This is a genomic window from Amycolatopsis sp. A133 (genome assembly GCF_031082405.1).
Classification (GTDB): Bacteria; Actinomycetota; Actinomycetes; order Mycobacteriales; family Pseudonocardiaceae; genus Amycolatopsis.
In genome coordinates, this window is sequence record NZ_JAVHJU010000015.1 from 112,853 (window position 1) to 138,484 (window position 25,632).

At 72.1% G+C, this 25,632-nt stretch carries 32 protein-coding genes; 21 read left to right on the forward strand and 11 right to left on the reverse strand.

Annotated features, from left to right (window positions below; translation table 11 throughout):
* Positions 1–13 precede the first annotated feature (13 nt).
* The 3 genes from Q5425_RS14605 (at position 14) to Q5425_RS14615 (ending at position 2,908) form a co-directional block, all read left to right on the forward strand.
* A complete protein-coding gene (locus Q5425_RS14605; RefSeq protein ID WP_308672740.1) occupies positions 14–1,138 on the forward strand; it encodes an alkaline phosphatase family protein in 1,125 nt (374 codons plus the stop codon).
* Positions 1,139–1,318: 180 nt separating this feature from the next.
* A complete protein-coding gene (locus tag Q5425_RS14610) occupies positions 1,319–2,419 on the forward strand; it encodes an NAD/NADP octopine/nopaline dehydrogenase family protein (protein WP_308672741.1) in 1,101 nt (366 codons plus the stop codon).
* A 183-nt stretch (positions 2,420–2,602) separates the two neighbouring features.
* On the forward strand, positions 2,603–2,908 hold the full coding sequence (locus tag Q5425_RS14615; protein ID WP_308672742.1) for a hypothetical protein: 306 nt from the start codon (positions 2,603–2,605) through the stop codon (positions 2,906–2,908).
* A 33-nt stretch (positions 2,909–2,941) separates the two neighbouring features.
* On the opposite strand, the gene Q5425_RS14620 is transcribed toward Q5425_RS14615, so the two are convergent.
* A complete protein-coding gene (locus Q5425_RS14620) occupies positions 2,942–3,481 on the reverse strand; it encodes a GNAT family N-acetyltransferase (protein ID WP_308672743.1) in 540 nt (179 codons plus the stop codon).
* On the opposite strand from Q5425_RS14620, the gene Q5425_RS14625 reads away from it, so the two are divergent.
* The gene (locus Q5425_RS14625; RefSeq protein WP_308672744.1) at positions 3,480–4,247 is read left to right on the forward strand and encodes an alpha/beta hydrolase; all 768 of its coding nucleotides are present in this window, start codon (positions 3,480–3,482) and stop codon (positions 4,245–4,247) included. The genes Q5425_RS14620 and Q5425_RS14625 overlap by 2 nt on opposite strands.
* Here Q5425_RS14625 and Q5425_RS14630 read toward each other — a convergent pair.
* Positions 4,229–5,059, reverse strand: a complete 831-nt coding sequence (locus Q5425_RS14630) for an aminoglycoside phosphotransferase family protein (protein WP_308672745.1) — start codon at positions 5,057–5,059, stop codon at positions 4,229–4,231. The two genes, Q5425_RS14625 and Q5425_RS14630, sit on opposite strands and share 19 nt — an antisense overlap.
* 135 nt (positions 5,060–5,194) lie before the next feature.
* Between Q5425_RS14630 and ctaD the strand changes: the two genes are divergently transcribed.
* The 4 genes from ctaD to Q5425_RS14650 all read left to right on the forward strand — a co-directional run bounded on the left by ctaD (position 5,195) and on the right by Q5425_RS14650 (position 9,526).
* Positions 5,195–6,982: a cytochrome c oxidase subunit I gene (gene ctaD, locus Q5425_RS14635; protein WP_308672746.1), complete on the forward strand. Its 1,788-nt coding sequence runs from the start codon at positions 5,195–5,197 to the stop codon at positions 6,980–6,982.
* A 117-nt stretch (positions 6,983–7,099) separates the two neighbouring features.
* Complete coding sequence (gene serB / locus Q5425_RS14640; protein ID WP_308672747.1) at positions 7,100–8,329, forward strand: phosphoserine phosphatase SerB; 1,230 nt, start codon at positions 7,100–7,102, stop codon at positions 8,327–8,329.
* Positions 8,326–9,105, forward strand: coding sequence for a peptidyl-tRNA hydrolase (locus Q5425_RS14645; RefSeq protein WP_308672748.1), 780 nt, complete (start codon positions 8,326–8,328; stop codon positions 9,103–9,105). Before serB ends, Q5425_RS14645 begins: the two co-directional genes overlap by 4 nt.
* A gap of 16 nt (positions 9,106–9,121) precedes the next feature.
* The gene (locus Q5425_RS14650; protein WP_308672749.1) at positions 9,122–9,526 is read left to right on the forward strand and encodes an OsmC family protein; all 405 of its coding nucleotides are present in this window, start codon (positions 9,122–9,124) and stop codon (positions 9,524–9,526) included.
* Here Q5425_RS14650 and Q5425_RS14655 read toward each other — a convergent pair.
* The 3 genes from Q5425_RS14655 to Q5425_RS14665 form a co-directional block, all read right to left on the reverse strand.
* Positions 9,523–9,864: a hypothetical protein gene (locus Q5425_RS14655; protein ID WP_308672750.1), complete on the reverse strand. Its 342-nt coding sequence runs from the start codon at positions 9,862–9,864 to the stop codon at positions 9,523–9,525. The two genes, Q5425_RS14650 and Q5425_RS14655, sit on opposite strands and share 4 nt — an antisense overlap.
* 58 nt (positions 9,865–9,922) lie before the next feature.
* Positions 9,923–11,971, reverse strand: coding sequence for an ATP-dependent DNA helicase (locus tag Q5425_RS14660; RefSeq protein ID WP_308672751.1), 2,049 nt, complete (start codon positions 11,969–11,971; stop codon positions 9,923–9,925).
* A gap of 104 nt (positions 11,972–12,075) precedes the next feature.
* Positions 12,076–12,663, reverse strand: coding sequence for a biotin transporter BioY (locus Q5425_RS14665; protein ID WP_308672752.1), 588 nt, complete (start codon positions 12,661–12,663; stop codon positions 12,076–12,078).
* 210 nt (positions 12,664–12,873) lie between these two features.
* Between Q5425_RS14665 and Q5425_RS14670 the strand changes: the two genes are divergently transcribed.
* Complete coding sequence (locus Q5425_RS14670) at positions 12,874–13,491, forward strand: choice-of-anchor P family protein (protein WP_308672879.1); 618 nt, start codon at positions 12,874–12,876, stop codon at positions 13,489–13,491.
* Positions 13,492–13,563: 72 nt separating this feature from the next.
* Here Q5425_RS14670 and Q5425_RS14675 read toward each other — a convergent pair whose 3' ends face one another.
* The 3 genes from Q5425_RS14675 to Q5425_RS14685 are packed head-to-tail and all read right to left on the reverse strand — an operon-like array spanning position 13,564 to position 16,106.
* The gene (locus Q5425_RS14675; RefSeq protein ID WP_308672753.1) at positions 13,564–14,208 is read right to left on the reverse strand and encodes a bifunctional 4-hydroxy-2-oxoglutarate aldolase/2-dehydro-3-deoxy-phosphogluconate aldolase; all 645 of its coding nucleotides are present in this window, start codon (positions 14,206–14,208) and stop codon (positions 13,564–13,566) included.
* The gene (locus Q5425_RS14680) at positions 14,205–14,774 is read right to left on the reverse strand and encodes an isochorismatase family protein (protein ID WP_308672754.1); all 570 of its coding nucleotides are present in this window, start codon (positions 14,772–14,774) and stop codon (positions 14,205–14,207) included. Before Q5425_RS14680 ends, Q5425_RS14675 begins: the two co-directional genes overlap by 4 nt.
* 30 nt (positions 14,775–14,804) lie before the next feature.
* Positions 14,805–16,106 (reverse strand): nicotinate phosphoribosyltransferase, encoded by a 1,302-nt coding sequence (locus Q5425_RS14685; protein ID WP_308672755.1) that lies wholly within the window; start codon positions 16,104–16,106, stop codon positions 14,805–14,807.
* A 74-nt stretch (positions 16,107–16,180) separates the two neighbouring features.
* Here Q5425_RS14685 and clpS point away from each other — a divergent pair, with 74 nt between their 5' ends.
* The 3 genes from clpS to Q5425_RS14700 are packed head-to-tail and all read left to right on the forward strand — an operon-like array spanning position 16,181 to position 18,026.
* The gene (gene clpS / locus Q5425_RS14690) at positions 16,181–16,480 is read left to right on the forward strand and encodes an ATP-dependent Clp protease adapter ClpS (protein WP_308672756.1); all 300 of its coding nucleotides are present in this window, start codon (positions 16,181–16,183) and stop codon (positions 16,478–16,480) included.
* A complete protein-coding gene (locus Q5425_RS14695; RefSeq protein ID WP_308672757.1) occupies positions 16,477–17,034 on the forward strand; it encodes a DUF2017 domain-containing protein in 558 nt (185 codons plus the stop codon). Before clpS ends, Q5425_RS14695 begins: the two co-directional genes overlap by 4 nt.
* Positions 17,031–18,026, forward strand: a complete 996-nt coding sequence (locus Q5425_RS14700; RefSeq protein WP_308672758.1) for a P1 family peptidase — start codon at positions 17,031–17,033, stop codon at positions 18,024–18,026. Before Q5425_RS14695 ends, Q5425_RS14700 begins: the two co-directional genes overlap by 4 nt.
* Here Q5425_RS14700 and Q5425_RS14705 read toward each other — a convergent pair.
* Positions 18,011–18,391 (reverse strand): hypothetical protein, encoded by a 381-nt coding sequence (locus tag Q5425_RS14705; protein ID WP_308672759.1) that lies wholly within the window; start codon positions 18,389–18,391, stop codon positions 18,011–18,013. The genes Q5425_RS14700 and Q5425_RS14705 overlap by 16 nt on opposite strands.
* A gap of 81 nt (positions 18,392–18,472) precedes the next feature.
* Between Q5425_RS14705 and Q5425_RS14710 the strand changes: the two genes are divergently transcribed.
* The 3 genes from Q5425_RS14710 (at position 18,473) to Q5425_RS14720 (ending at position 20,172) form a co-directional block, all read left to right on the forward strand.
* A complete protein-coding gene (locus tag Q5425_RS14710; RefSeq protein ID WP_093948156.1) occupies positions 18,473–18,880 on the forward strand; it encodes a Mov34/MPN/PAD-1 family protein in 408 nt (135 codons plus the stop codon).
* Positions 18,881–18,945: 65 nt separating this feature from the next.
* Positions 18,946–19,218: a MoaD/ThiS family protein gene (locus Q5425_RS14715; protein WP_086679767.1), complete on the forward strand. Its 273-nt coding sequence runs from the start codon at positions 18,946–18,948 to the stop codon at positions 19,216–19,218.
* Positions 19,219–19,221: 3 nt separating this feature from the next.
* The gene (locus tag Q5425_RS14720) at positions 19,222–20,172 is read left to right on the forward strand and encodes a cysteine synthase (RefSeq protein ID WP_308672760.1); all 951 of its coding nucleotides are present in this window, start codon (positions 19,222–19,224) and stop codon (positions 20,170–20,172) included.
* 1 nt (position 20,173) lies between these two features.
* On the opposite strand, the gene Q5425_RS14725 is transcribed toward Q5425_RS14720, so the two are convergent.
* Positions 20,174–20,374 carry a hypothetical protein gene (locus tag Q5425_RS14725; RefSeq protein ID WP_308672761.1) on the reverse strand — a complete coding sequence of 67 codons (201 nt, stop codon included), beginning with the start codon at positions 20,372–20,374 and terminating at the stop codon, positions 20,174–20,176.
* Between Q5425_RS14725 and Q5425_RS14730 the strand changes: the two genes are divergently transcribed.
* Positions 20,364–21,080, forward strand: a complete 717-nt coding sequence (locus Q5425_RS14730) for an aspartate/glutamate racemase family protein (RefSeq protein WP_308672762.1) — start codon at positions 20,364–20,366, stop codon at positions 21,078–21,080. The two genes, Q5425_RS14725 and Q5425_RS14730, sit on opposite strands and share 11 nt — an antisense overlap.
* Here the strand turns inward: Q5425_RS14730 and Q5425_RS14735 are convergent.
* Positions 21,038–21,889 (reverse strand): arylamine N-acetyltransferase, encoded by an 852-nt coding sequence (locus Q5425_RS14735; protein ID WP_396135172.1) that lies wholly within the window; start codon positions 21,887–21,889, stop codon positions 21,038–21,040. The two genes, Q5425_RS14730 and Q5425_RS14735, sit on opposite strands and share 43 nt — an antisense overlap.
* A 93-nt stretch (positions 21,890–21,982) precedes the next feature.
* Here Q5425_RS14735 and Q5425_RS14740 point away from each other — a divergent pair, with 93 nt between their 5' ends.
* Genes Q5425_RS14740 through rdgB form a run of 5 tightly spaced genes read left to right on the forward strand, consistent with a single transcriptional unit; the run spans position 21,983 to position 25,612 of the window.
* Positions 21,983–22,612, forward strand: a complete 630-nt coding sequence (locus Q5425_RS14740) for a rhomboid family intramembrane serine protease (RefSeq protein WP_308672763.1) — start codon at positions 21,983–21,985, stop codon at positions 22,610–22,612.
* Entirely contained in the window at positions 22,609–23,415 is an 807-nt protein-coding gene (murI, locus tag Q5425_RS14745; RefSeq protein ID WP_308672764.1) for a glutamate racemase, read from the forward strand. The genes Q5425_RS14740 and murI overlap by 4 nt, the downstream gene beginning before the upstream one ends.
* Positions 23,416–23,444: 29 nt before the next feature.
* Positions 23,445–24,212 carry an MBL fold metallo-hydrolase gene (locus Q5425_RS14750; protein ID WP_308672765.1) on the forward strand — a complete coding sequence of 256 codons (768 nt, stop codon included), beginning with the start codon at positions 23,445–23,447 and terminating at the stop codon, positions 24,210–24,212.
* Positions 24,213–24,236: 24 nt separating this feature from the next.
* Positions 24,237–25,013 carry a ribonuclease PH gene (rph, locus tag Q5425_RS14755; protein ID WP_308672766.1) on the forward strand — a complete coding sequence of 259 codons (777 nt, stop codon included), beginning with the start codon at positions 24,237–24,239 and terminating at the stop codon, positions 25,011–25,013.
* Positions 25,010–25,612: an RdgB/HAM1 family non-canonical purine NTP pyrophosphatase gene (rdgB, locus tag Q5425_RS14760; protein WP_308672767.1), complete on the forward strand. Its 603-nt coding sequence runs from the start codon at positions 25,010–25,012 to the stop codon at positions 25,610–25,612. Before rph ends, rdgB begins: the two co-directional genes overlap by 4 nt.
* The last annotated feature ends 20 nt before the right edge of the window (positions 25,613–25,632 follow it).

The following is a 25,632-nucleotide window of genomic DNA, read 5'->3' on the forward strand; positions in this document are numbered from 1 at the left end:
GGAAGCTGGGCGCGTGCAGCCGCCTTCGCTCGCCGACGTCCCGCACCTCGGCCAGGTCGTCCCGTCCCTGCTCGCCGCGCTGGGGGTGCCCGGCTGCGGAGACACCCTCGCCCTCCCGGAGGCGCGCAGTGCTTGCGTGCTGCTCGTCGACGGGCTCGGCTGGGAGCTGCTCGCCGAGCACGCCGCGGACGCCCCGGTGCTGACCGAGCTCGCCCGCGAGCCGCTGCGCGTCGGCTTCCCGTCGACGACGGCCGCCGGGGTCGCCGCCATCGGCACCGGGCTCGCGTCGGGCGAGCACGGCATGGTCGGCTACACCTTTGAAATGCCCGGCACGGGCGTGCTGAACGCGTTGCGCTGGTGCAGCCACGAGGACGGCGGCGACCTGCGCGGCGCGCTCCCGCCCCGCGAGGTGCAGCCGCTGCCGACGACGTTCGAGCGCGCCGCCGCCGCGGGTCTCGACGCGGCGGTGGTGTCGGCGGCCAAGCTCGCCGACACGGCACTGACCCGGGCCACCCAGAGCGGGGCGCGCTACGCCGGCGTCCACGCGCTGGGCGACCTCGCCGCGCGGACGCTGTCGGTGCTCGACGGGCGGGCGTTCTGCTACGCCTACCACAGCGAACTCGACCTGCTCGGGCACGTCTACGGCCCTGGCTCGGCCGCCTGGCGGATGCAGCTGCGGCAGATCGACCGGCTCGTCGAGTCCCTTGTGGACGGTCTGCCGCCCGGTGCGCTGCTCGCGGTGGTGGCCGACCACGGGATGGTGGCCGTCGACGACCAGCTCGACCTCGAAGACGCCCCCGAGCTGCTCGCCGGGGTGCGGACGTTCGGCGGCGAGATCCGGGCCCGCCACGTCTACACCGAGCCGGGCGCGGCCGCGGACGTCCTCGCGACCTGGCGGGAGGTGCTCGGCGAGCGGGCGTGGGTGCGCTCGCGCGAGGAAGCCGTGGCCGAGGGCTGGTTCGGGCACACGGTCAGCGACCGGGTGCTGCCGCGCATCGGCGACGTCGTCGCCGCGGCCCGCGACCGGTTCGGGATGGTGCGGGGGCTCGCGGAAGCCGTGGAGACGTCGCTGGTCGGCCAGCACGGCTCGCTCACCACTGCCGAACAGCTGGTGCCGCTGGCGCTCGCGCAGGGGTGAGCCGCACCCGTCCGGGCGACACGCGCTCCCGGCGGACCACACGCGTACCCGGCCGAGCGACCCACGTACCCGGACGGGCGACACGGGCGTCCGGATTTCCGGGAACGTGCTCCGGCGGGAACTTTCCCCCTCCCGGTGCCGACCAGTCCACTGCGTACCGGACTGACGGGAGTGGGCGGAATGAGCGTGCTGGACGGGATCGGGGTCGTCGGGGCGGGCGGTGAGGGACGGGCCGTGGCCGCCCACCTCGCCGCGCGGGAGCTGCCCGTGCACCTGTACACGCGGGATCTCGGGGCCGTGGGCGAGATCGCGCGCCGCCGGGAGATCGTCGCGCGCGGGGTGCTCGACGGGCGGTTCCCGCTCCGGGAGGTGACCGCGGACCCGGCCGGGCTGGCCGCGCGCGCCGTCGTCCTGGTCGCCACCGTGACCACCGCCTACCCGGAGGTCGCCGCCCGGGTCGCGCCGCACCTGCGCCCGGGGCAGGTCGTGGTGCTGTTCTCCAGCAAGCTCTGCGGGAGCGTCGAGTTCGCCCACGCGCTCGCCGCCGCCGGGGCGCCGGACGTCGACGTCGTGGAGACCGACGCGCTGTTCGCCGCCCGGCCGTCCGGCACCGACGGCGTCACCGTGCTCGGCGTCAAGGGCTGGAACCTGGTTTCCGGCAGCACCGCGGCCGCCGTCGCCCGGCGTGCCGGGCTGCTGCGCGAGTGGTTCCCGATGCTGGAGATCGCGCGCAACCCGGTGGAACGCGGCCTGCACGACTTCGGCGCGGTCGCGCACGTGCCGATCGCGCTCGCCAACCTCGGCACCATCGACCGCGCGGAGGAACTGCTCTTCTACGTCGAAGGCGTTTCGGCGCGCACGATCGCCTTGCTGGAGCGCACCGAGGCCGAGTTCGCCGCCGTCGCGCACGCCTACGGCGCCCGGTTGCTGCCCATGACCGAGGTCCTCGACCGCTACTACGGCTGCCCGGCCACGACGCTGCTCGACGCGCTGCGGACCGTGAAGCCGTACCGGACGATCGCCGCGCCGACGAGCCTCGACCACCGATTCCTCACCGAGGACATCCGCTCCACGCTGGTGCCCCTGCAAGCACTCGCGCGGTGCGCCGGCGTCACCACGCCGATGGTCGACGCCGCGATCACGATCATGTCCGTGCTCGGCGGCGAGGACTTCCGCCGGACCGGCCGGACCCTCCACCGCCTCGGCTGGGACGGCCTCGGCCACGACGCGATCCTGGACCGCTTGCGGGCCGGCGACCGGCCGGCGGACCGGGCGGCCTGAGCTCCGGCGGGTTTCTCACGTGATTGGACGGGCATCACGCGTGACTGGACGGGCATCACGCGTGACTGGACGGGCATCACGCGTGATTGGAGGGGCATCACCTGTGATCGGAGGGTCGGTTCGCGGGCCGGGACGGTCGGTTCGGTGGGGGCTGGGTGTGGCGGGGCGGCTACCGTTTCGGGCGTGCCACGACGCAACCGTCCCGGCCGCCGTTCGGACGGCGGGCTGCCCGAACGGGACCTCGGTGCCGCCACCGGGTGGGCCCGGGCCGAATCCGGGTCGGACGGCGACTGGCTGGTCCGGACCGTGCCGGGGGCCCAGGCCACCAAGTTCTACCGCTGTCCCGGCTGCGACCACGAGATCCGGCCGGGCACGCCGCACCTCGTCGTCTGGCCCGCCGACGAGACCGGCTCGGTCGCCGACCGGCGGCACTGGCACCGCCCCTGCTGGGACGCCCGCGCGCGGCGACGGCCGCACCGCCGCCGGTGATTTTCGCTCTGGAGTTGTCAAACACCGCCCGGCTCAGCGCCGGTAGTGCCGCGACATCGCGCCGTCGTACATCTCCTCCGTGTACTCGGTGAAGCCGAGCCGTTCGGCCACCCGCAGCGACGGCTTGTTGTCGAGGCTCACGCTCGCCAGCACCGGCAGGGACGGCAGCTCGCGGGCGCACCACTCCAGGACCGCCTGCCCCGCCTCGACCGCGTAGCCCTTGCCCCACGCCGACGGCCGGAACCGGTAGCCGAGGTTCAGCACCTTCTCGCCGTGGAACTCCCGGAACCGCACGCCGCACACGCCGATCACCTCGGCGCCGCCGCGTTCGAGCACCGCGGGGTAGCCGAACCCGTGCTCGGCCCAGTGCGCCAGCCAGGCCGAGAACATCGCCGACGCGCCCGGGACGTCGGGCGGGTCGGGGTTGAACCGGTTGGTGCGCGGGTCGGTGTGGATGTCGACCATCGCCTGCCGGTCCGCCTCGCGGGGCGGACGCAGCAGGAGCCGGTCGGTTTCGATGTCGGTGAACACATCGGCGAAGCTAGCCAGGGGGTCCGACAAAATGACGCGCATGACCGAACTGCCGCTGGTCCTCCTCCACGCCTTCCCTCTGGATTCCCGCATGTGGGACGCGGTGCGCGAGCCCCTCGCTTCACACCTTCGGGTGATCACACCGGACCAGCGCGGGCTCGGCCGCTCGCCGCTGCCGGAGACCGATCGCGAACCGAGCCTCGAAGACGCCGCGCGCGACGTCGTCGCCCTGCTCGACCGGCTGGAACTCGACCGCGTCGTGCTCGGCGGCTGCTCGATGGGCGGCTACCTCGCCATGGCCGTGCTGCGGTTCGCGCCCGAGCGCGTCGGCGGGCTCGTACTCATCGACACCAAGGCCACGCCCGACACGCCCGAGGCCGCGCAGACGAGGCTGGACGTCGCCGAGCGCGTCGACGCGGAGGGCATCAAGGGCTGGCTGGCCGAAGCCAACCTGCCGAATCTGCTGACCGAGTCCACCCGGGCCGAGCGTCCCGAGGTCGTCGAAACCGTGCGGGCGATCATCGAGGCACAGCCGCCGACCGGGATCTCGTGGACGGCGCTGGCGCTGCGGACCCGGCCCGGCTCGCTGGACCTGCTGCGGGACTCCGGCGTCCCGGCGCTGGTCATCGTCGGCGAAGAGGACCCGATCACCCCGGTGGCGGCGGCGAGCGAGATGGCCGAGGTCATGGACGGCGCGACGCTCGTGGTGGTGCCCGGCGCCGGGCACCTGACCCCGCTCGAAGCTCCCGCGGACGTCGTCGAGGCGATCCTCTCCTGGTACCCGTCGACTCACGAACGCGAGAAGTAGGCGGCGAGCGCGGAGCGGGCTTCGGGGAGCCGGTGCGGGAATCGCTGGGCGACGACGAAGCGCCAGGCGACGGCGAAGAGTTCTCGCAGCCGCGTGTACGCGCGAAGGGCGTCGCCGGGCACCGTGCCGGGGTAGGCGGCCAGGTACTCCGGGCCGCCCTGCCGCGCGAGGATGCCCAGGTCCCAGGCGAGCGGCCCGCGCCAGGTGTCCTCGAAGTCCAGCCAGCAGGGCCCGGCCGCCGTCGCGATCAGGTTGCCGGGGTGCGCGTCGCCGTGCAGCGGCTGGACGGGGCCGTCCGGCAGCGCGGCTTCGACCCGGGCGGCCTCGGCGCGCAGGCGGGGTGCCGCGCCGTCCAGGTCGTGCCGGCCGAGGACCCGGTCCAGCTCGTCCAGCGGCCCGCGGCGGGGCAGTTCGCCGGGGTACTCGCGCAGGGTCGCATGCACCTCGGCGAGCGAGCGCGCGACGACGTCCGGTGCGTACCGGTGGCCCGGTTCGTGCGGCGTGTGGTGCCAGAGCGTGACCGGCAGCCCGTCCGCGAAATGGGGTCCGGCCGGGGGATCCGCGGTGGGTGAGACGACGAGCACACCACGGTCCGTGAGGAACCGCGAGAGGGCGACGTCGCGCGCCAGCGAGGGGGCCGGTTCCGGCCGGAGCAGCCGGGTCGTCGCGGGCACCCTGGCGACCAGCGGACCCAGTCTCACCAGCACGTTCGACCGCTCGTGCAGCACGTCGGGATCGTGGGCGGGCAAGCCCAGCCGGGTGGTCACGGCGCGGGCCGCGCGCACCGCCGCGCGGGTGTAGTCGTCGGCCACGCCCCGATCTTGCCAGCCGGTGCGCGCGACTGTCGGTAGCGAGGGCTACGATCCCCCTAAGCCACCGGATCAGGCCTTCACGGGCCCCGGTGGCGCGACGATGACCACCACAAGGTTTCAGTGTTGGAGGCAGGAGTGACGGCCGTAGCCCCCAAGCCGATCGCGACGCGCCCGTACCCCGCGCGCGAGTCGGTCAAGGGTTCGTACCTGCTGCGGTTGTTCCGCACGACGGACCACAAGCAGATCGGGATCATGTACCTGGTCACGTCGTTCGCCTTCTTCATGGCGGGCGGCGCGATGGCCATGCTGATCCGCACCGAGCTGGCGCGGCCCGGGCAGCAGTTCCTTTCGCAGGAGCAGTACAACCAGCTGTTCACCATGCACGGCACGGTGATGCTGCTGCTGTACGCGACCCCGATCCTCTTCGGCTTCGCGAACTTCATCCTGCCGCTGCAGATCGGCTCGCCGGACGTCGCCTTCCCGCGGCTGAACGCGTTCTCGTACTGGCTGTACCTCTTCGGCGGCCTGATCGTGATGTCCGGCTTCCTGACGCCGGGTGGCGCCGCCGACTTCGGCTGGTTCGCCTACACCCCGCTGTCGGACGCCATCCACTCGCCGGGCGTCGGCGCGGACCTCTGGATCTCCGGCCTGGTGATCGGTGGTCTCGGCACCATCCTCGGTGCGGTCAACATGATCACCACCGTGGTCTGCCTGCGCGCGCCGGGCATGACGATGTACCGGATGCCGATCTTCACCTGGAACATCCTGGTCACGAGCATCCTGGTCCTGCTCGCCTTCCCGATCCTGACCGCGGCCCTGATGGGCCTGCTGGCGGACCGGCACCTCGGGGCGCACGTGTTCGACCCCGAAAACGGCGGCGTGATCCTCTGGCAGCACCTCTTCTGGTTCTTCGGCCATCCCGAGGTCTACATCGTCGCGCTACCGTTCTTCGGGATCGTGTCGGAGATCTTCCCGGTGTTCAGCCGCAAGCCGCTGTTCGGCTACAAGAGCCTGGTCTGGGCGACGCTGGCCATCGCGGCGCTGTCGGTCGCGGTGTGGGCGCACCACATGTACGCCACCGGCGCCGTGCTGCTGCCGTTCTTCTCCTTCATGACGTTCCTGATCGCCGTTCCGACCGGCATCAAGTTCTTCAACTGGATCGGCACGATGTGGAAGGGCCAGCTGTCCTTCGAGACGCCGATGATCTTCTCGATGGGCTTCATCGTCACGTTCCTCTTCGGTGGCCTGACCGGCATCATGCTGGCCGCGCCGGCGATCGACTTCCACGTGTCGGACAGCTACTTCGTCGTCGCGCACTTCCACTACGTGCTCTACGGCACGATCGTGTTCGCCACCTTCGCCGGCATCTACTTCTGGTTCCCGAAGATCACCGGCCGGATGATGGACGAGAAGCTCGGCAAGTGGCACTTCTGGACCACGTTCATCGGCTTCCACATGACGTTCCTCGTCCAGCACTGGCTGGGTGCCGAGGGCATGCCGCGCCGGTACGCGGACTACCTGTCCAGCGACGGGTTCACCACGCTGAACACGATCTCCACGATCGGCGCGTACATCCTCGGTGCCTCGACGCTGCCGTTCATCTGGAACGTCTTCAAGAGCTACCGGTACGGCGAGATCGTCACGGTGGACGACCCGTGGGGCTACGGCAACTCGCTCGAGTGGGCGACGTCCTGCCCGCCGCCGCGGCACAACTTCACCGAGCTGCCCCGGATCCGCTCCGAGCGGCCCGCGTTCGAGCTGCACTACCCGCACATGCTCGAGCGCATCCACAACGAGGGCGAGATCGGCTTCTTCGGGAAGCAGAAGGTCAACAGCCACGCGGCGCCTTCGCAGCTGCTCACCGAAGCGGTGATCCCGGGAGACCACTCCAAGGACAACGCGAGCGAGCAAGGCGACAAGTAACACCCCCGATCGAGTGAGCGCGTGCCCGGCTTTTGTGAAGCCGGGCACGCGCTCTACTTATGTCCGACCGCGGACCGGCAGACTGGCTGGGCAGCGTTGCCGAACGAGGGATGACCAGTGACCCAGACCCCCGTCCTGATCACGACGACCGGCCCCGACAAGCCGGGTGTCTCGTCCGTGCTGTTCGCCGTGCTGACCCGGCACGACGTCGACGTGCTCGACGTCGAGCAGGTGGTCATCCGCGGCCAGCTCGTGCTCGGGGTGCTCGCCGGGGTCTACCGCGACCCGGAGGGCCTGCAGGAGACGGTCGAGCAGGCGATGGCGTCCGTCGGCATGCAGGTCGAGGTCAAGATCGGGGCGGCGATCGGGGACGACCCGTTCGCGCTCGGCCGCCGGGATTCCTCCCACGTGCTGGTGGTGCTGGGCCGCCCGGTGACCGCGCGGGGCTTTTCCGAGGTGGCGCGCCGGCTGGCTTCGCTGGGCGCCAACATCGACGCGATCCGCAGCGTCGCCGACTACCCGGTCACCGGACTCGAGCTGTACGTCTCGGTCGACGAGGACACCCCCGAAGCCGACGCCGAACTGCGCTCGGAGCTCGCCGACGCCGCCGTCGAAGCGGGGGTTGACATCGCCGTGGAGCGGGCCGGCATCACGCGCCGGGCGAAGCGGCTCGTCGTGTTCGACGTGGACTCGACCCTCATCCAGGGCGAGGTCATCGAGATGCTGGGCGCGCACGCCGGCGTCGAGCCGGAGATCCGCGAGATCACCGAAGCGGCCATGCGCGGCGAACTGAACTTCACCGAGTCGCTGGAACGGCGGGTCGCGCTGCTGGCCGGCCTGCCGGCGACGGCGATCGACCAGGTCGCCGCGGCGATCGAGCTGACCCCGGGCGCCCGCACGACGATCCGGACGCTCAAGCGGATGGGCTTCCGCACCGGCGTGGTTTCCGGCGGCTTCAACCAGGTGATCGGGGGCCTGGTGGAGGAGCTCGGGCTCGACTTCGCGGTGGCGAACGAGCTCGAGATCGTGGACGGCAAGCTCACCGGGAAGGTCATCGGCGACGTCGTCGACCGCGCGGGCAAAGCGAAGGTGCTTCGCCGCTTCGCTGCCGAGTACGACATCCCGCTCGAGCAGTGCGTCGCCGTCGGGGACGGTGCCAACGACATCGACATGCTTTCGGCCGCCGGCATGGGCGTCGCGTTCAACGCGAAGCCCGCGCTGCGCGAGGTGGCCGACACCGCACTGTCGCACCCGTACCTCGACGCCGTGCTGTTCGTGCTCGGCCTCACCCGCGGTGAGGTCGAAGCGGCCGACGCCGCCGACGGGCTCGAGCTGATGCGTCCGTGAGCAGCGTTCTCGACCCCCTGGGAGCCCGCTACGCCTTCTGGCTGGGGCTTCCGGCCGAAGACACTTCGGACACCTCCGGTGAGCTCCCGGAGCAAGTCCGGGCGATGCCGGTGATCCTCCGCATCGAACGCGCCGAGCCTCCGGGCCGCACCCCGCTGCTGGAGGCCGCGGCGACGGCCGCGTTGGCCGTGTGCCTCGACGAGCGTTCGCAGCCCGGCGGCGAGTGGGCCGAGCCGATGCACGCGTGGCTCGACAACCGGATCCGGAAGGTCGCGCGGCGGGCGCGAGGCACGCACTGGGCGGCCGTTCAGGACCTGCCGGGCATCACCGTCGAGATCGGCGGTGCCGAGGCCAGGGCGCTCGTGCCGGGTCTGGTCGCCGAGACGCCCAAGGAGGTCGCGCGGCTGCAGATCTCGGGCAGCGAACTGCCGCCCGACGAGCCCGGCCCGGCCCCCGAAGGCGTGCCGCTGCTGCTGCTCAACCCGCACGTGCCGATGACCGTCGGCAAGGCCGCCGCGCAGGTCGGCCACGCGACGATGCTCCTGGCCGCCCTGCTGGCCGACGAGCAGCGCACTGCTTGGGCCGCGCAGGGCTACCGGGTCGCCGTGCGCGCGGCGAGTGTCGCGCAGTGGAAGGAACTGCACCCCGGTGACGACCCCGAAGGCGCGTGGCGGCGCGACCGGGTGATCGCCGTGCGGGACGCCGGGTTCACCGAGGTCGATCCGGGCACGATCACGGTCCTGGCCCAGTGGGCGCCGGAACAAGCGTCCGCCTGAGCCGGTTGGAGCGGGCATGGAACTCGAAGTACAGCGCGACGGGCAGCACGCGTTCGTGGGGCGCAACGACCGGGGTGCCGAGGTCCGGATCGGCCGAAAAGGCGCCGAAGGGGCCTTCTCGCCCGCGGAGCTGCTGCAGCTCGCCGTTGCGGGCTGCAGCGCGGTGACCGCGGAGGAGCTGATCACCCGGCGGATCGGCGAAGACGCGAAGTTCCGGGTCGGCGTCACGGCCGATCGGCGTGAGGGCGCTTCGGAGCTGGACGCCGTCCACGTCGCTTTTGATGTCGACGTGTCGACTTTGACGGCGGATCAACGGGACGCGCTGGCCGGCGCCGTGGACCGGGCGATCGACCGGCTCTGCACGGTGAGCCGCACCCTCAAGAAGGGGATTCCGGTGACGGAAACCTTCCCGCAGGCCTAGTTCGAAGCGGATTCCCAGACCACGTAGGCCTGGTCGGCGTCGGTCGTCATGGCTTCGATGAACTTCTCGTTGTCGAAGCCCGGCAGGGACTGCAGGCGCTCGATGAGCGCGTCGGCCGCCGGGTCGCCGCTGGGGACCGCGGTGCCCTTGCCGTCGGTGCCCACGAGCATGAAGAACACGTCTTCGTTCCACGGGCCGTCGGGGATGACCCGCACCATCACCGAGGACAGCTCGGACCACGTGACGGCCTCTTCGCTGCCGTCCGCGAGCCGCCGCCGCACTCCGGTGTCGTCGACGCTGACGGTCCGGGACTGGGCGCTGGACGAATCCTGGGTCAACCGGTGCTCCCTTGTTGCTTCGGTTGCTTCACCGTACCGGGCGCGGCCGTGGACCGCGTCACGCGGGCGCGGCTGCGTCCAGCCGGCGCAGCGCTTCCCGCACCACCTTCGGGTCCATCGTCGGCCAGAACGGCGGCAGCGACGCGCGCAGGAAGCCGCCGTACCGGGCGTTCGCCAGCCGCGAATCCAGCACCGCGACGACCCCGCGGTCGGTGACCGAGCGGTGCAGCCGCCCGGTGCCCTGCGCCAGCAGCAGCGCCGCGTGCGTGGCCGCGACGGTGAGGAACCCGTTGCCGCCGCGGGCTTCCACCGCCCGCTGGCGCGCCGAGGACACCGGATCGTCCGGACGCGGGAACGGGATCCGGTCGACCACCACGAGCTGCAGCGACGGCCCGGGGACGTCCACGCCCTGCCACAGGCTCAGGGTACCGAACAGGCACGTGCGGACGTCCTCGGAGAACTTCTGGACCAGCAGCGACGTCGCGTCGTCGCCCTGGCAGAGGATCGGGAAGTCCAGCCGCTCGCGCATCTCCTCGGTGGCCTGCTTGGCCGCCCGCATCGAGGAGAACAGCCCGAGCGTGCGCCCGCCCGCGGCCTCGATCAGCTCGGCCAGTTCGTCCATTGTGGACGACATCAGGCCGTCGCGCCCCGGCGGCGGCAGGTGCTTGGCCAGGTACAGGATGCCGTTGCGCCGGTGGTCGAACGGCGAGCCGACGTCCAGGCCGGTCCACTTCGGGCCCGAGTCGTCCGACGGCGCTTCCTTGTCCGTCGCCGCGCCGGGCGCCTTCTCGACCTTCGCGGCCCCCGGCGGGAGACCCCATTGCCGCGCCATGGTGTCGAACGTGCCGCCCAGCGTCAGCGTCGCCGACGTCAGGATCGTCGTGTGCTGGTTGAAGACGCGCTCCCGCAGCAGGCCGGCGACGCCCAGCGGAGCCACCTTCAGCGCCGGCGGCCGCGGGTTCGATGAAAACTTGTCGCCGGAGAGCCAGACGACGTCGCGCTGGTGCGCCTGGTCCTCGTCGAACGCCTCCAGCAGCCGGACCGCGGTGTCGTGCACCTCGTCGAGCAGCGAGCGCGCCAGCTTGCGCGCGGTGGCCCCCTCGACGTCCTCCTTGCGGTCGGAGCCCAGCGCCGTGATGCACCGGTGCGCGGCGTCACGCACTGCCGGGATCGCGCCCTTCAGCGGCCGCGGCAGCTCGTCCAGCCGGCCCGCGGGCAGGTCGTCGACGATCAGCGCCAGCCCGTCACCCGCTTCCAGCAGGCCGTCGGCGACGTCGGCGTCGATGAGCTTGCCGCAGCGGCGTGCGGCCGCCGCGCACATCGCGCTGGTCAGCTCGCCGGTGGCGACCGAGGTGACCCGGTCGACGAGGTCGTGGGCCTCGTCGATGATCACGACGTCGTGGTCCGGCAGGACCTGGTAGCCCTGCAACGCGTCGATCGCCAGCAGCGCGTGGTTCGTGACGATGACGTCGGCGCGGCCGGCTTCGGCGCGGGCCTTCTCGGCGAAGCAGTCGGTGCCGATCGGACAGCGCGAAGCGCCGAGGCATTCCTTCGCCGTCACCGAAACCTGGCGCCACGCCTGGTCGGTGACGCCGGGGACCAACTCGTCGCGGTCGCCGGTTTCGGTGTCCGACGCCCACTCCCGCAGCCGCGTGACTTCCTTGCCCAGCCGGGAGACCGCGAACGGGTCGAAGAGCTGGGCGTCCTCCGGCTCGTCCGGCGCGCCGGAATCCAGCCGGTGCAGGCACATGTAGTTGCGGCGGCCCTTGAGGATGGCGAAGGTGGGTTCGCGGCCGAGCGGCTTCTTCAGCGCCTTCGCCAGGCGCGGGAGGTCGCGGTCGACGAGCTGGCGCTGCAACGCGATCGTGGCCGTGGAGACCACGACCGTGGCCTCCTTCTCGACGGCGTGGCGGATCGCGGGCACGAGGTAGGCCAGCGACTTGCCGGTGCCGGTGCCGGCCTGCACGGCCAGGTGCTCACCGGTGCGGATGGCGCGGCCGACCGCGTCGGCCATCTGGACCTGCCCCGGTCGTTCGGCACCGCCTACGGACTCCACCGCGTGGGTGAGGAGTTCGAGGACGCCGGGGAAATCGGTTCGGGCGGGCACAGCGACACACATTAGCCGCCGCCCCCGACAAAGATCGGTGCTCCGTCGCGAACGGGCCACTCGCGTCGCGGGACCTCCCGTGCGGAAGGTCCCGCGACGATCGGTCAGTCTTCGGTGCGGCCGGAGACCAGCTTCCAGGTCAGCGGCAGCAGACCGGCCGCCACGACGATCTTGATCGCGTCCCCGATCAGGAACGGCGTGACCCCCTTGGCGAACGCGGTGGACAGGTCGAAGCCGGTCGAGGCCATCAGCCACGGCACGCCGAACGCGTAGACCACCACGTTGCCGAGCACCATGGTGCCCGCGGTGCGCACCGGCGTCCGGTCGCCGCCGCGGCGGGCGAGCGCGCCGACCAGCGCACCGGCGAAGACGAACCCGACGATGTAGCCGGCGCTCGCGCCGGACAGGCCCGCGGTGCCGTGCTGGAACCACGGCACACCCACCGCGCCGACCAGCAGGTACACCAGCATCGACGCGGCACCGCGCGACATGCCGAGCGACGCGCCGACGAGCAGCGCGGCGAACGTCTGGCCGGTCATCGGCACCGGGCTGCCCGGGACCGGGATCGTCAGCTGCGCGGCGGCACCGGTGAGCACGGCACCGCCGGCGACCAGCGCGATGTCCCGTACGAGCGAGCCGGGCACGAGGTCGGCCAGCACGGGCCGCTTGCCGGCGAAGGACAGCGAAGACACGAAACCTCCCGAGGTGAACAGGCGACGACCGAGGTTAACGCTCGTTACCGTCCCGTGGGTCCGCCGAGTTGCGTTCCTCACCGGCCACTCGTCCGGGTGGACCCGATCAGGGCGGGTGCCGGACCGGCCGATGACGTAGTGGGTGACTGCGAATTGTCACGGAACCGAGGAGGCCGGAGCATGCGGAACGCCAGGAAGAGGACATATCGGTTGCTGGCCGTGACGGCGCTGGCCGGGCCGCTCCTCGGCGCGGCGGCCCCCGCGACGTCCACCGGATGGGCGGCTTCGGGCTCGGTGGACGTGACGATCGACAACCAGCACATCGTCACCGGCGAACTGGCGAAATGCACCGTCGACGGCCCGTACAAGGGCTGGACGCAGGGCGGCGCCACGGGCGACATAGCCGTGTTCGGGGCCGGCGAAACCGGCTGCGGGCGCACCGGCGAGGTGTCGAACGCCCAGGCGACCGGGCGCCGGTTCCGGGCGACCGTGCTGCAGCGCTACGGCGGACCGGAGCTCAGCGTGCGCACCTTCGCCGCGAAGTGCGCGACGACCGCCACCGGCAGCGTCGGGGAGGTGTCGATCGGCGCCGTCGAGGGGGTCACCGTGCCGGAGGAGATCCCGCCGAACCACCGGATCGTCATCCCCGGCGGCGCCGCCGGCACCGCGCTGGCGACGGTGGTCCTCAACGAGACCGTCACGCCCCAGCCGCCGGACGGCAGCCTGGTGACGCACGCGGTGCACATCAAGCTGTTCCCGCAGGGCGGCCCGGCGAGCGGCGACATCTACCTGGGCACGGCCGCCTGCGACCCCTTCGCCACGAAGTAGCCGCGCGCCACTTTCCCTACGAAAGTGATCCGGAGGTGGGCGCTCCGGATCACTTTCACGTGAAAGTGCGGCTCAGGTCGTGGTGAAGCGGGTGGTGGCTGCGACGAACTCGCTTGCTCGGGTGGCGAGGTTCGGGAGGCTTCCGCTGGGAGAGAGGGCATCGCCCAGGAGCGGGGTGGCCGCGGCGATCGCGATTGCGCCCGCGCGCAGGTAGCCCTCGACGTCGGCCAGGTGGACGCCGCCGGTCGGGATCAGGGGGACGTCCGGCAGTGGTGCTCGCACCGCACGGAGGTACGCGACCCCGCCCACGGCGGCGACCGGGAACACCTTCACCGCGGCCGCGCCGAGCCGCCACGCCTGGTCGATCTCCGTCGGTGTCAGCGCGCCGCAGATCACCGGGGTGTCCAGGGCCGCGGCGCGCTCCAGGACCGCCGGGTTGACCGTCGGCGTGATCAGGTACGCGGCGCCCGCGTCGACCGCGATGTCCACATCGGACGGTTCGCGGACGCTGCCCGCGCCGATCAGCGCGTCTTCGCCCAGCGCCAGGCGCAGCGCGGTGATGGCCGCGGGTGCGCCCGGTGTCGTCAGCGTCGCCTCGAGCAGGCGGATGCCCGCCGCGTGCAGCACCATCGCCGCGTCGGCGAACCGCGACGCGTCGGCGGCCCGCAGGATCGCGACGAGCCGGTGTCCGGCCAGCGCCGCCTGCAGGTCCTTCACCCGACGTGCGCCGTTCCGGTGTGCGTGACGCCCGCTTCGTCGAAGTCCCGCAGCGCGCGGTCGACCGAAGCACGCGCGATCCCGGCCGTGTGGTCGAGCAGGACGCGCACGCCGAAGCCGGCTCGCGCCGCGTCCAGGGCCGTCGCGCGCACGCAGTAGTCGGTGGCGATGCCGACGATGTCCACGTCGGTCACGTCGTGCTCGCGCAGCCAGGTCTCCAGGGACCGGCCGTCCCGGGACGCGCCTTCGAAGCCGGAGTAGGCCGCGCTGTACTCGCCCTTGGAGAACACCTCGCCGATCGGGACGACGTCGAGGGCCGGGTGGAACGACGCGCCGGGCGTGCCCGCCACGCAGTGCGGCGGCCAGCTGTCCGTGAAGTCCGGCGTCTCGCTGAAGTGGGCGCCCGGGTCGATGTGGTGGTCACGCGTGGCCACCACGTGCGAGTAGCCGCCGGTCGCGCTGAGCGCCGAGATCGCCGCGGCGGCCGCCGCGCCGCCGGCGACGGCCAGCGAGCCGCCTTCGCAGAAGTCGTTCTGCACGTCCACCACGATCAGCGCGGTACCCATCGGTCGGTCTCCGTTCGGCGGCAGCGTCGGTTACAGGAACTGCGTCGGGACAGCGGGTTCGCCGTGCGACAGCTTGAGGCCCTCCCACGGCAGGCTGACCAGGCCGCGGCGCAGCCGCTGCCTCGCGTCGTCGAGCGTAGGCAGGTCCGGTTCCGGACGGCCAGCGCGGATCAGCGGGATCTGCAGCGGCCGGTCGTTCGGCTCCGGCTCGGGCGCCTTCGAACCGGAAGCCCAGACGACCTCCTCGACCGCCGTGCCGGTGCCGCGGTGCCGCCGCAGGGCCGACTTGCGGCCGCCGCGGGACTCCTTGTGCGCACTGCGCTTGGCGACCGGCCTGCCGTCCACCTCGACCAGCTTGTAGACCATGCCGGCGGTCGGTGCGCCGGACCCGGTGACCACCGAGGTGCCGACGCCGTACGCGTCCACGGGCTCCGCGCGAAGCGCCGCGATGGCGTGTTCGTCCAGGTCACCGGACACCACGATCCGGGTGTCCTTCGCGCCGAGGGCGTCGAGCTGCTCGCGGGCGCGGCGGGCGAGCGGGCCGACGTCGCCGGAGTCGATCCGGATCGCGCCCAGCTCGGGGCCGGCCACGCGCACGGCGGTCTCGATGCCGGCGGTGATGTCGTAGGTGTCGACCAGCAGCGTCGTGTCCGCGCCCATCTTGTCCACCTGGGCGCGGAAGGCCGCCTCCTCGCTGTCGTGCAGCAGCATGAAGGCGTGCGCGACGGTGCCGCGGGTCGGGATGCCGTAGCGGCGCCCGGCTTCGAGGTTGGACGTCGTCGCGAAGCCGGCCAGGTAGGCGGCGCGCGCGGCCGCGACCGCGGCGTACTCGTGCGTGCGGCGGCCGCCCATTTCGATGATCGGGCGGCCGTGCGCGGCGCCGGACATCCGGGCCGCCGCCGACGCGATGGCGCTGTCGTGGTTGAGGATCGACAGCACCAGCGTCTCCAGCAGCACGCATTCGCCGAACGAGCCGGTGACGGTGAGGATCGGCGAGCCGGGGAAGTACAGCTCGCCCTCGGGGTAGCCGTCGATGTCACCCGAGAACTCGTAGTCCGCCAGCCAGGCGAGCGTCGCGTCGTCGACGACCGCGGTGGCTTCCAGCTGCGCGAGCTCGGCGTCGGTGAAGCGGAAGTCCGCGATCGCATCGAGGACCCGGGCGGTGCCCGCGACGACGCCGTAGCGCCGCCCGTCCGGCAACCTCCTGGCGAAGACCTCGAATACGCAGGGCCGCGCGTGCGTCCCGTCGGCGAGCGCGCTGCCCAGCATGGTCAGCTCGTAGTGGTCGGTGAGCAGCGCAGTGCTGGCCGTGACCGGCTCCGGTGAACCCATGGGGTCAGCCTATTCACCCACATGGCCGGACCTGGCGCGGCGTACCCCGTGACCCCCGTGACACCATGGGGTGCATGTCCACGCCTGTCGCATCCGAACAGACGCAGGTCGACCCGGTCGGTGCCGAAGTCGCCGAGTCGGACACACCGTGGCGGACCGTGGTGTGGAACGACCCGGTCAACCTCATGTCGTACGTGACCTACGTCTTCCAGAAGCTGTTCGGCTACAGCCGCGACCACGCCACCAAGCTGATGCTGGACGTGCACCAGAAGGGCAAGGCGATCGTGTCGTCCGGCAGCAAGGAGAAGGTGGAGACGGACGTGGCGAAACTCCACGCGGCAGGCCTCTGGGCCACCATGGAGCAGCCCTCGTGAACGGTTGGCGGCGCAAGGGCGCGGTGATCCACGCGGGCTTCGAGCAGCAGGAAGCGGCCGTGCTGCGCGGGCTGGTCAGCCAGCTCGAGGACATGCTCACCGCGCGGGCCGAAGAGGCGCCCCAGGACGAGCTCGCCGAGCTCACCGGCATCCGGACCGGGCCCACCGAGTCCCCGGACGACCCGGTGCTGTCGCGGCTGCTCCCGGACTTCCACAAGCTCGACCCGGACAACCCGTCGCGGGAGGACATCGACTCGGTCGCGGCGATGCGTTCGCTGCACGAGCCGGAGCTGCTCGACCTCAAGGTCGGCGTGGCCAAGATCGTGCTCGACACCCTGCCCCGCGACGGCGGCCACGTCCGGCTGACCGAGGAGCAGGCCGACGCGTGGCTGGGCGCGCTCAACGACGTCCGGCTGGCGCTCGGCACCGCGCTCGACGTCACCGAGGACATGCCCGACGAGCTGCCCGAGGACGACCCGCGGGCGCCGCACCTCGGCGTCTACCACTGGCTGACCTGGGTGCAGGAGACGCTGATCCAGGCGCTGACGGGATGATCACCGACGTGCCGGGTGTCCTGGTGGGGCACCACGAGCGGGTCGGCGACGGCTGGGCCACCGGGACGACGGTGGTCCTGGTGCCCGAGGGCGCGGTCGGCGCGGTCGACCAGCGCGGCGGCGCTCCCGGCACGCGCGAGACGAACCTGCTGGAGCCGGAGAACCTCGTGCAGCGGGTCAACGCCGTCTGCCTCTCCGGCGGGTCGGCGTACGGGCTGGCCGCGGCCGACGGGGTGATGCGGTGGCTGGCGGAGCGGAACCTGGGCTTCCCGGTGGGCACCCAACCGCACGAGGTCGTCCCGATCGTGCCCGCGGCCGTGCTGTTCGACCTGCCGCGCAGCGAGTGGGGCAACCGGCCCGACGCGTCCTTCGGCTACGCGGCCTGCGACGCGGCTTCTTCCGGCTCGGTGCCGCAGGGCACGGTCGGCGCGGGCGCGGGGGCGGCTGTCGGCTCGTTGAAGGGCGGGATCGGCACGGCGAGCGAGGTCGTCGGCGAGTACACGGTGGGCGCGCTGGCGGCGGTCAACGCGGCCGGCGAGGCCGTGGACCTGACGACGGGCCGGGCGTACGCGGCCGACCACGGCGACTTCGGCGTGACGTGGCCTTCGCGGCCCGCCGACCTGCCGTCCCGCCGGACGGACCTCAACACGACGATCGGTGTGGTCGCGGTCGACGCGGCGCTGTCGAAGGCCGAAGCGCGGCGGATCGCGGTCGCGGCCCAGGACGGCCTGGCGCGCGCGGTGCGCCCGGCGCACTCGATGTTCGACGGCGACACGGTGTTCGCGCTGGCCACGGGAGCGCGCGAGCTCCCGGAAGCGAGCGGCCCGTTCGGCGCGGCAGCGCGCCCGGCGGCACTGGACACGCTGTGCGCGGCGGCGGCGCGGGTGTTCGCGCGGGCGATGGTGCACGGGCTTTTGGCGGCGACCACGGCCGGTGGGGTGCCTGCTTACCGGGACGTGTGGCCGGAGGCCTTCGGTCAGCCGCCCGGGTAGGGGTCCTCGGGCAGGGCGTCGCCGCTGATCTCCAGGTTCGCCGCGCGCACCGCCGCGATGTACTCCTCGTCGATCTCGAGGTCGATGCCGGCGACGGACAGGATCGGCCCGAGCGACGGGTGGATGTCCAGCGGGCCCAGTTCGGTGCTGCGCGGCAGGCGTTCCCAGATCTGCTTCGGCCGGTTCAGGCTCCAGCGGCTGCACGCCAGGAGCGTGACGTGCCGGTCGGTCACCATGACCAGGAAGCCGACCCGGGCGCGCATGCGGTTCACGTACAGCGACATCCCCGGGATCACGTACTGGATCCGCTCGTCCGTGCCGAGGTAGCTCCGGCGCCGATCGCGCACTTTCGACGACAACGGCATCGGCCCAGTATCCCGAGAACCGCTGGTGAGCGGTATATCTCAACATCTGGACCGGCTTTGTCCACCACCTAAGATGTCGGTGTGCTCCGGATCCGCCGTGAACTCGTCGACGAGATCGTCGCCCACGCCCGCCGTGACCACCCCGACGAGGCGTGCGGGGTGATCGCCGGGCCCGAGGGCTCCGATTCGCCCGAGCGGTTCATCCCCATGCTCAACGCCGCCCGGTCGCCGACGTTCTACGAGTTCGACTCCGGTGACCTGCTGAAGCTCTACCGCGAGATGGCCGCGAACGACGAGGTGCCGGTGGTCATCTACCACTCGCACACCGCGACCGAGGCGTACCCGTCGCGGACCGACGCGAACATCGCGGCCGAGCCGGACGCGCACTACGTGCTCGTTTCCACCCGCGACCCCGAAGTGCACGAGTTCCGGTCGTACCGGATCGTGGACGCCGAGATCACCGAGGAGCCGGTCGAGATCGTCGGCTGAGACCTCGGAATAAACCGCCGCGCCACCGGCGTCTGCGTGTAAGAACCCACCGGAGGTAAGAACCCATGGCCGTGACCGTCTCCATCCCGACGATCCTGCGCACCCACACCGGCGGCGAGAAGTCCGTCGAGGCGAAGGGCGCGACCGTCCTCGAGGTCATCGACGACGTCGAGTCCCGCCACGCCGGCATCAAGGGCCGCCTGGTGAAGGAGGAGAAGCTGCACCGCTTCATCAACGTCTACGTCAACGACGAGGACGTGCGCTTCGCCGGCGGGCTCGAGGCCGAGGTCAAGGACGGCGACACCCTGACCATCCTCCCCGCCGTGGCCGGTGGCTGATCGATGGCTCGCTTCGAGTCCCTGCTCGACGCGCTCGGCGGCACCCCGCTGGTCGGGCTGCCCCGGCTCTCGCCGACGCACGACGTGCGCCTGTGGGCGAAGCTGGAGGACCGCAACCCGACCGGCTCGATCAAGGACCGGCCCGCGCTGGCCATGATCGAAGCCGCCGAGCGCGAAGGCAAGCTGCGGCGCGGCTCCACGATCCTGGAACCGACGTCGGGCAACACCGGGATCTCGCTGGCCATGGCCGCCAAGCTCAAGGGCTACGGGCTGGTCTGCGTGATGCCGGAGAACACCTCCACCGAGCGCAAGCAGCTGCTGCAGGCTTACGGCGCGCGGATCGTCTTTTCACCGGCCGCGGGCGGTTCGAACGAGGCCGTCCGGCGGGCGAAGGAGCTGGCGAAGGCGAACCCCGAGTGGGTGATGCTCTACCAGTACGGCAACCCGGCCAACGCCGACGCGCACTACCGCGGCACCGGGCCCGAGCTGCTCAAGGACCTGCCGACGCTGACGCACTTCGTCGGCGGCCTCGGCACGACGGGCACGTTGGTGGGGGTCGGGCGGTACCTGCACGAGGCGAAGCCGGACGTCCAGATCATCGCGGCCGAGCCGCGCTACGGCGAGCTGGTGTACGGCCTGCGCAACCTCGACGAGGGGTTCGTGCCGGAGCTGTACGACCCTTCGGTGCTCAACGGCCGGTACTCCGTCGGGGCGTACGACGCTTTGCGGCGCACCCGGGAGCTGTTGGAGCACGAAGGCATCTTCGCGGGCATCTCGACGGGCGCGGTCCTGCACGCGGCGCTGGCGGTGGCCGAGAAGGCCGCGGCGCGGGGTGAGCAGGCGGATGTCGCTTTCGTCGTCGCGGACGCCGGGTGGAAGTACCTGTCCACCGGCGCTTACGCGGGGTCGCTCGACGAGGCCGCCGAGCGGCTCGACGGGCAGCTCTGGGCCTGAGTCACCCGGCCGTCCACAGTTCGGGGAGGGCGAGGTCGACGCCCTCCTGGACCTTCCGGGTCGAGGGTGAGCCGGCCAGCGTGGCCCCGGTCAGCTCGGCGACGACGGCGAGGGCGGCCGACCTCCCGTCGGTGACCAGGACGTCCGAAACCCCGGCGAAAGCCGTGCGCAGTTCGGGCATCATGGCTCCCATGATGGTCATCGGGCTGCTCGGCGGGATGAGCTGGGAGTCGTCCGCGGAGTACTACCGGCTCGTGAACGAACGGGTGAAGGCCCTCCTCGGCGGGTTCCACTCGGCGCACACCGTGCTCTACTCCGTCGACTTCGCCGCGATCGAAGCCATGCAGGCCGAGGGCCGCTGGGACGACGCCGGAGCCGAGCTGAACCGGGCCGCCAAGGCCCTCGAAGCAGCCGGGGCCGATTTCGTCGTGCTCTGCACCAACACCATGCACAAGGTCGCCGACCGGCTGGAAGACGGCCTCGGCATCCCGCTGCTGCACCTCGGCGACGCGACCGCCGCGGCCGTCAAGGCCGCCGGGATCCGCCGGATCGGGCTGCTCGGCACCGGCTTCACCATGGGACAGCCGTTCTACCGCGACCGCCTCGCCGCGCACGGCCTCGACGTGCTCGTGCCCAGCGCCGAAGACCGCGACCTCGTGCACCGCGTCATCTACGACGAGCTGGTGCTCGGCGTCGTCGAAGACGCCTCGCGCGAGGCCTACCGCGGCGTGATCGCGCGGCTGGCCGAAGCGGGCGCCGAGGGCGTCATCTACGGCTGCACCGAGATCGAGCTGCTCGTCGGGCCGGAGGACAGCCCGGTGCCGACGTTCCCGACGACCCGCCTGCACGCCGAAGCCGCGGTGGACTACGCGCTGGGCACCACCTCGCTGCCCCGGCCGCCGACGTGAGCCTCGTGCTGCGCGACGCACTGCCGCCACAGCCGCTCGCGCTCTTCCGCCGTGAACAACGCCGCCGGGATGCCGAACACGTCACCCGCGGCCGCCCACCAGTCGCCCGGTGACTCGACCTGTTCCCTGGCGCCGTGGCGGTTGAGGGTCAGCGCCCGCAGGGTGTCGACGCCCGCCGCGTCCCGCCGCTGCAGCACGCAGACCCGCACGAACCCGGACTCGGGTGCCGTCGACAGCCAGGTGTGCTTCTCCGCGAAGTCCGCCATCTCCGCGACGCCGGGCGCGAAGTCCATGCCGGTGAAGCTGCCCGAGGGGTCGTGGTCGAACCGCCAGCCGCCCGGCGCCACCTCCGACGGCCGCAGCCGGTAGGTGTGCGGGCCCTGGACGTAGGTGCCTTCCCGTAAGGGAAGCGGCTCGTGGGGCCCGTCACCCAGTCCGGTGTCCACCAACCAGGCCGCGGACGGGTCCCCGGGCAGGCCCGTGACGGTCAGCGCCAGGTGGTTCCGGTCGACGTTCGGCGCGTCCGCCGCACTGCCCTGCACCCCGCCCAGGTGCCGGGTGACCTGGTAGCCGAGCGCCGCCAGCAAGGCCGAGAACGCCCCGTTCAGGTGGTAGCAGTACCCGCCGCGGCCCCGCAGGATCCGCGCCAGCGACGCCGCCGGTTCGAGCGGGGTCGGCCGCCCGAGCTGCACCTCCAGTGCCTCGTAGGGCACGCGTTCGACGTGCGCCGCGTGCAGCCGCCGCAGCGCCCCCAGGCCCGGCGGCTCGGGATCGAGGCCGAGCCGCGCGAGATAACCGATGACGTCCATGCCCGACAAGCTAGCGGCGGGCACCGACAAAACCGCGGGATCAGGGATTTCACCCGAGGTGGGAGGGCGGTGCCCGGACGTAGCCTCGAAGACGTGAGCACACTGAACCCCGCCCCGGAAACCGCCGCCGCCAAGCGCGTGCTGCCGCCCAAACCGGTGGCGGCCGCGATCGTCGCGCTGTCGTTCACCCTGCTGCTCTACCTGGTCGAGCTGGTCGACGTGATCCTGCCCGGCGACCTCGACCAGGGCGGCATCCACTCGCGGGCACTGTCCGGCCTGGACGGCGTGCTGTTCGCGCCGGTGCTGCACGCCGGCTGGTCGCACCTGTTCGCGAACACCGTTCCCGTGCTGGTGTTCGCCTTCCTCGCGATGGCCGCCGGGATCGGCCGGTTCGCGCTGGTCACGGCCATCATCTGGGTGGTGTCCGGGCTCGGCGTGTGGCTGATCGGGCCGTCGGACGGCGTCACCGTCGGCGCGTCCGGGCTGGCCTTCGGCTGGCTCGCTTACCTGCTGGTCCGCGGCCTGTTCAACCGCGCGGCCGGGCAGATCCTGGTCGCCGTCGTCCTTCTCGGCGTCTGGAGCGGCATGCTGGCCGGGCTGCTGCCGGGCAACCCCGGCGTGTCCTGGCAGGGGCACCTCTTCGGCGCGCTGGCCGGCGTCCTCGCGGCCTGGCTGACCACCCGCGGGTCCCGCAAGGCGGTCCCGGGTAACCTCGAAGGGTGACGTCTCCGCCCGCTGATGCCCCGATCGGCGTGTTCGATTCCGGCGTCGGCGGGCTGACGGTCGCGAGGGCCATCCTCGAGCAGCTCCCCGCCGAGCAGCTCCGCTACGTCGGCGACACGGCGCACAACCCCTATGGCCCGCTCCCGATCGCCACCGCCCGCAGCTACGCGCTCGCGGCGCTCGACGAGCTGGTCGAAAGCGGTGTGAAGGCCTTGGTGATCGCCTGCAACACGGCGTCCGCGGCCTGCCTGCGCGACGCGCGCGAGCGCTACGACGTCCCGGTGATCGAGGTCGTCCTGCCGGCTGCGCGCCGCGCAGTCGTGGCCACGCACACCGGCCGCGTCGGCGTGATCGGCACCGAGGGCACCGTGCGGTCGCGAGCCTACGAAGACGCCTTCGCCGCGGCGCCGGGCATCACGCTCACCAGCGTCGCCTGCCCGCGGTTCGTCGACTTCGTCGAGCGCGGCATCACGACCGGGCGCCAGGTGCTCGGGCTCGCGCAGGGCTACCTCCAGCCGCTGCTCGACGCCCAGGTCGACACGCTCGTGCTCGGCTGCACGCACTACCCGCTCCTGCAAGGTGTGCTGCAGATCGTGATGGGCCAGGAGGTCACGCTCGTCTCGAGCGCGGACGAGACCGCGAAGGACCTCGTCCGCGTGCTCACCGAGCGGGACCTGCTGACCACGAGGGACACCCCGCCGCGCCACGAGTTCCTCGCGACCGGCTCGGCGGAGCCGTTCACCCGGCTCGCCCAGCGGTTCATGGGCTTCGCTCCGGGTGTCCTCGCTCCCACCACCGCCTAATCGCGGCGGCGGACGCTTAGGGTGTCCTCGTGCGACTGACCATCCTCGGGTGCTCCGGCAGCATCCCCGGGCCGAACACCGCCGCGTCCGGTTACCTGGTCGAGGCCGAGGGCTTCCTGCTCGGCCTCGAACTCGGCAACGGCACGCTCGCGCAGCTGCAGGCCGTGGCCGATCCGTTCGACCTCGACGCGCTCGTGCTCACGCACCTCCATCCGGACCACTGCGCCGACGTCAGCGCGCTCACCGTCCTGCGGCGCTACCACCCGGCGCCGCCGTACCCGGCGCGCCCGCGGCTGCTGCCGCTGTACGCGCCGCCGGACGCCCCGACGCGCTTGGCGAACGCGTACGCGCCCAACGAGACCGAGCGGGCCGTTACGGACCTCTCGGACGTCTACGCCTTCCACCCGCTGCGGCCCGAGCCCTTTCGCATCGGGCCGTTCGAGGTGGTCGCGGTCGAGGTCGACCACCCGACCCCGGCGTACGGCCTGCGGATCTCCTACGGCGGCCGGATCCTCGCGTTCACCGGCGACACCGGGCCGTGCGCGGCGCTGAACGAGCTCGCCGACGGCGTCGACCTGCTGCTCGCCGAAGCGTCCTGGACCGACTCGGCGGAGCGGCCGATCGGGGTGCACCTGTCCGGCAAGCAGGCCGGTGAGCTGGCGCGCGACGCCGGTGTCGGGCGGCTGCTGCTCACGCACATCGCGCCGTGGACCGACGCCGGTGCGGTGCTGGCCGAGGCCTCGGCCGGGTTCCCCGGCGCCGAGGTCGTCAAGCAGGGTGCCGTCTACGACGTCTGAGCGGTGCGGTCATAGAGTGCACCTGTGGCTCGTAAAGATGGCAGGAACGACGACCAGCTCCGCGACATCAAGATCACCCGGGGGTTCCAGCAGTGGCCGGCGGGGTCGGTGCTGGTCGAATTCGGCAACACGCGGGTGCTGTGCGCGGCGAGCGTCACCGAGGGGGTGCCGCGCTGGCGGGCCGGGTCCGGCCTCGGCTGGGTGACGGCCGAGTACGCGATGCTGCCGTCCGCGACCAACACGCGCGGTGACCGCGAGTCGGTGAAGGGCCGGATCGGCGGCCGCACGCACGAGATCTCGCGGCTGATCGGCCGGTCGCTGCGGGCCTGCATCGACCTGGCGGCGCTGGGCGAGAACACGATCGTCATCGACTGCGACGTCATCCAGGCCGACGGCGGCACCCGCACGGCCGCGGTGACCGGCGGGTACGTGGCGCTGGCGGACGCGATCACGTGGCTGAGCGCGGCGAACCGCCTCAACGACCCGCAGCCGCTGTCGTCATCGGTGGCGGCGGTCAGCGTCGGCGTCGTCGACGGCCGCGTCCGGCTCGACCTGCCGTACGAGGAGGACTCGCGCGCCGAGGTCGACATGAACGTGGTGGCGACCGACGCGGGCACCCTGATCGAGGTCCAGGGCACCGGCGAGGGCGCGACCTTCGCCCGGTCCACATTGGACACCATGCTGGACATGGCGCTGGCGGGCTGCGCGGAACTGACCCGGCTGCAGAACGAGGCGCTGGCGCTGCCGTACCCCGGCGAGCTGCCGGAACCGCGTCCGGACAAGAAGAAGGGCTCGAAGTGACGAAGCTGCTTCTGGCGACGCGCAACGCGAAGAAGCTCGGCGAGCTGCGGCGGATCGTTGCGGCGGAAGGTCTTTCGGGCCTCGAGGTGATCGGTCTTGCCGACGTGCCGCCGTTCCCCGAGGCGCCCGAGACGGCGCCGGACTTCGAGGGCAACGCCGTCGCGAAGGCTCGTGACGCGGTCGCCGCAACCGGGTTGCCCGCCATCGCGGACGACTCGGGAATCGCGGTCGACGCGTTGAACGGGATGCCGGGGGTGCTGTCGGCCCGGTGGTCCGGCCGGCACGGCGATGACGACGCGAACCTGGACTTGGTGCTGGGCCAGCTTTCCGACGTTCCCGACGAGCGCCGCGGGGCACAGTTCGTGTGCGTGGCGGCCCTGGTGCTGCCCTCGGGCGAGGAGACACTGGTCCGCGGCGAGTGGCGCGGCACGCTGGTGCGGGAACGGCGCGGGTCGAACGGGTTCGGGTACGATCCGATCTTCCGGCCGGACGGGGAGAACCGGACGTCGGCTGAGCTGGAGCCTGCGGAGAAGGATGCGGTTTCGCACCGGGGGCTGGCTTTGCGGGCGCTGGTGCCGGCGCTGCGGGAGCTGGCTTAGCTCCCTTCAGCGCCGGTCCT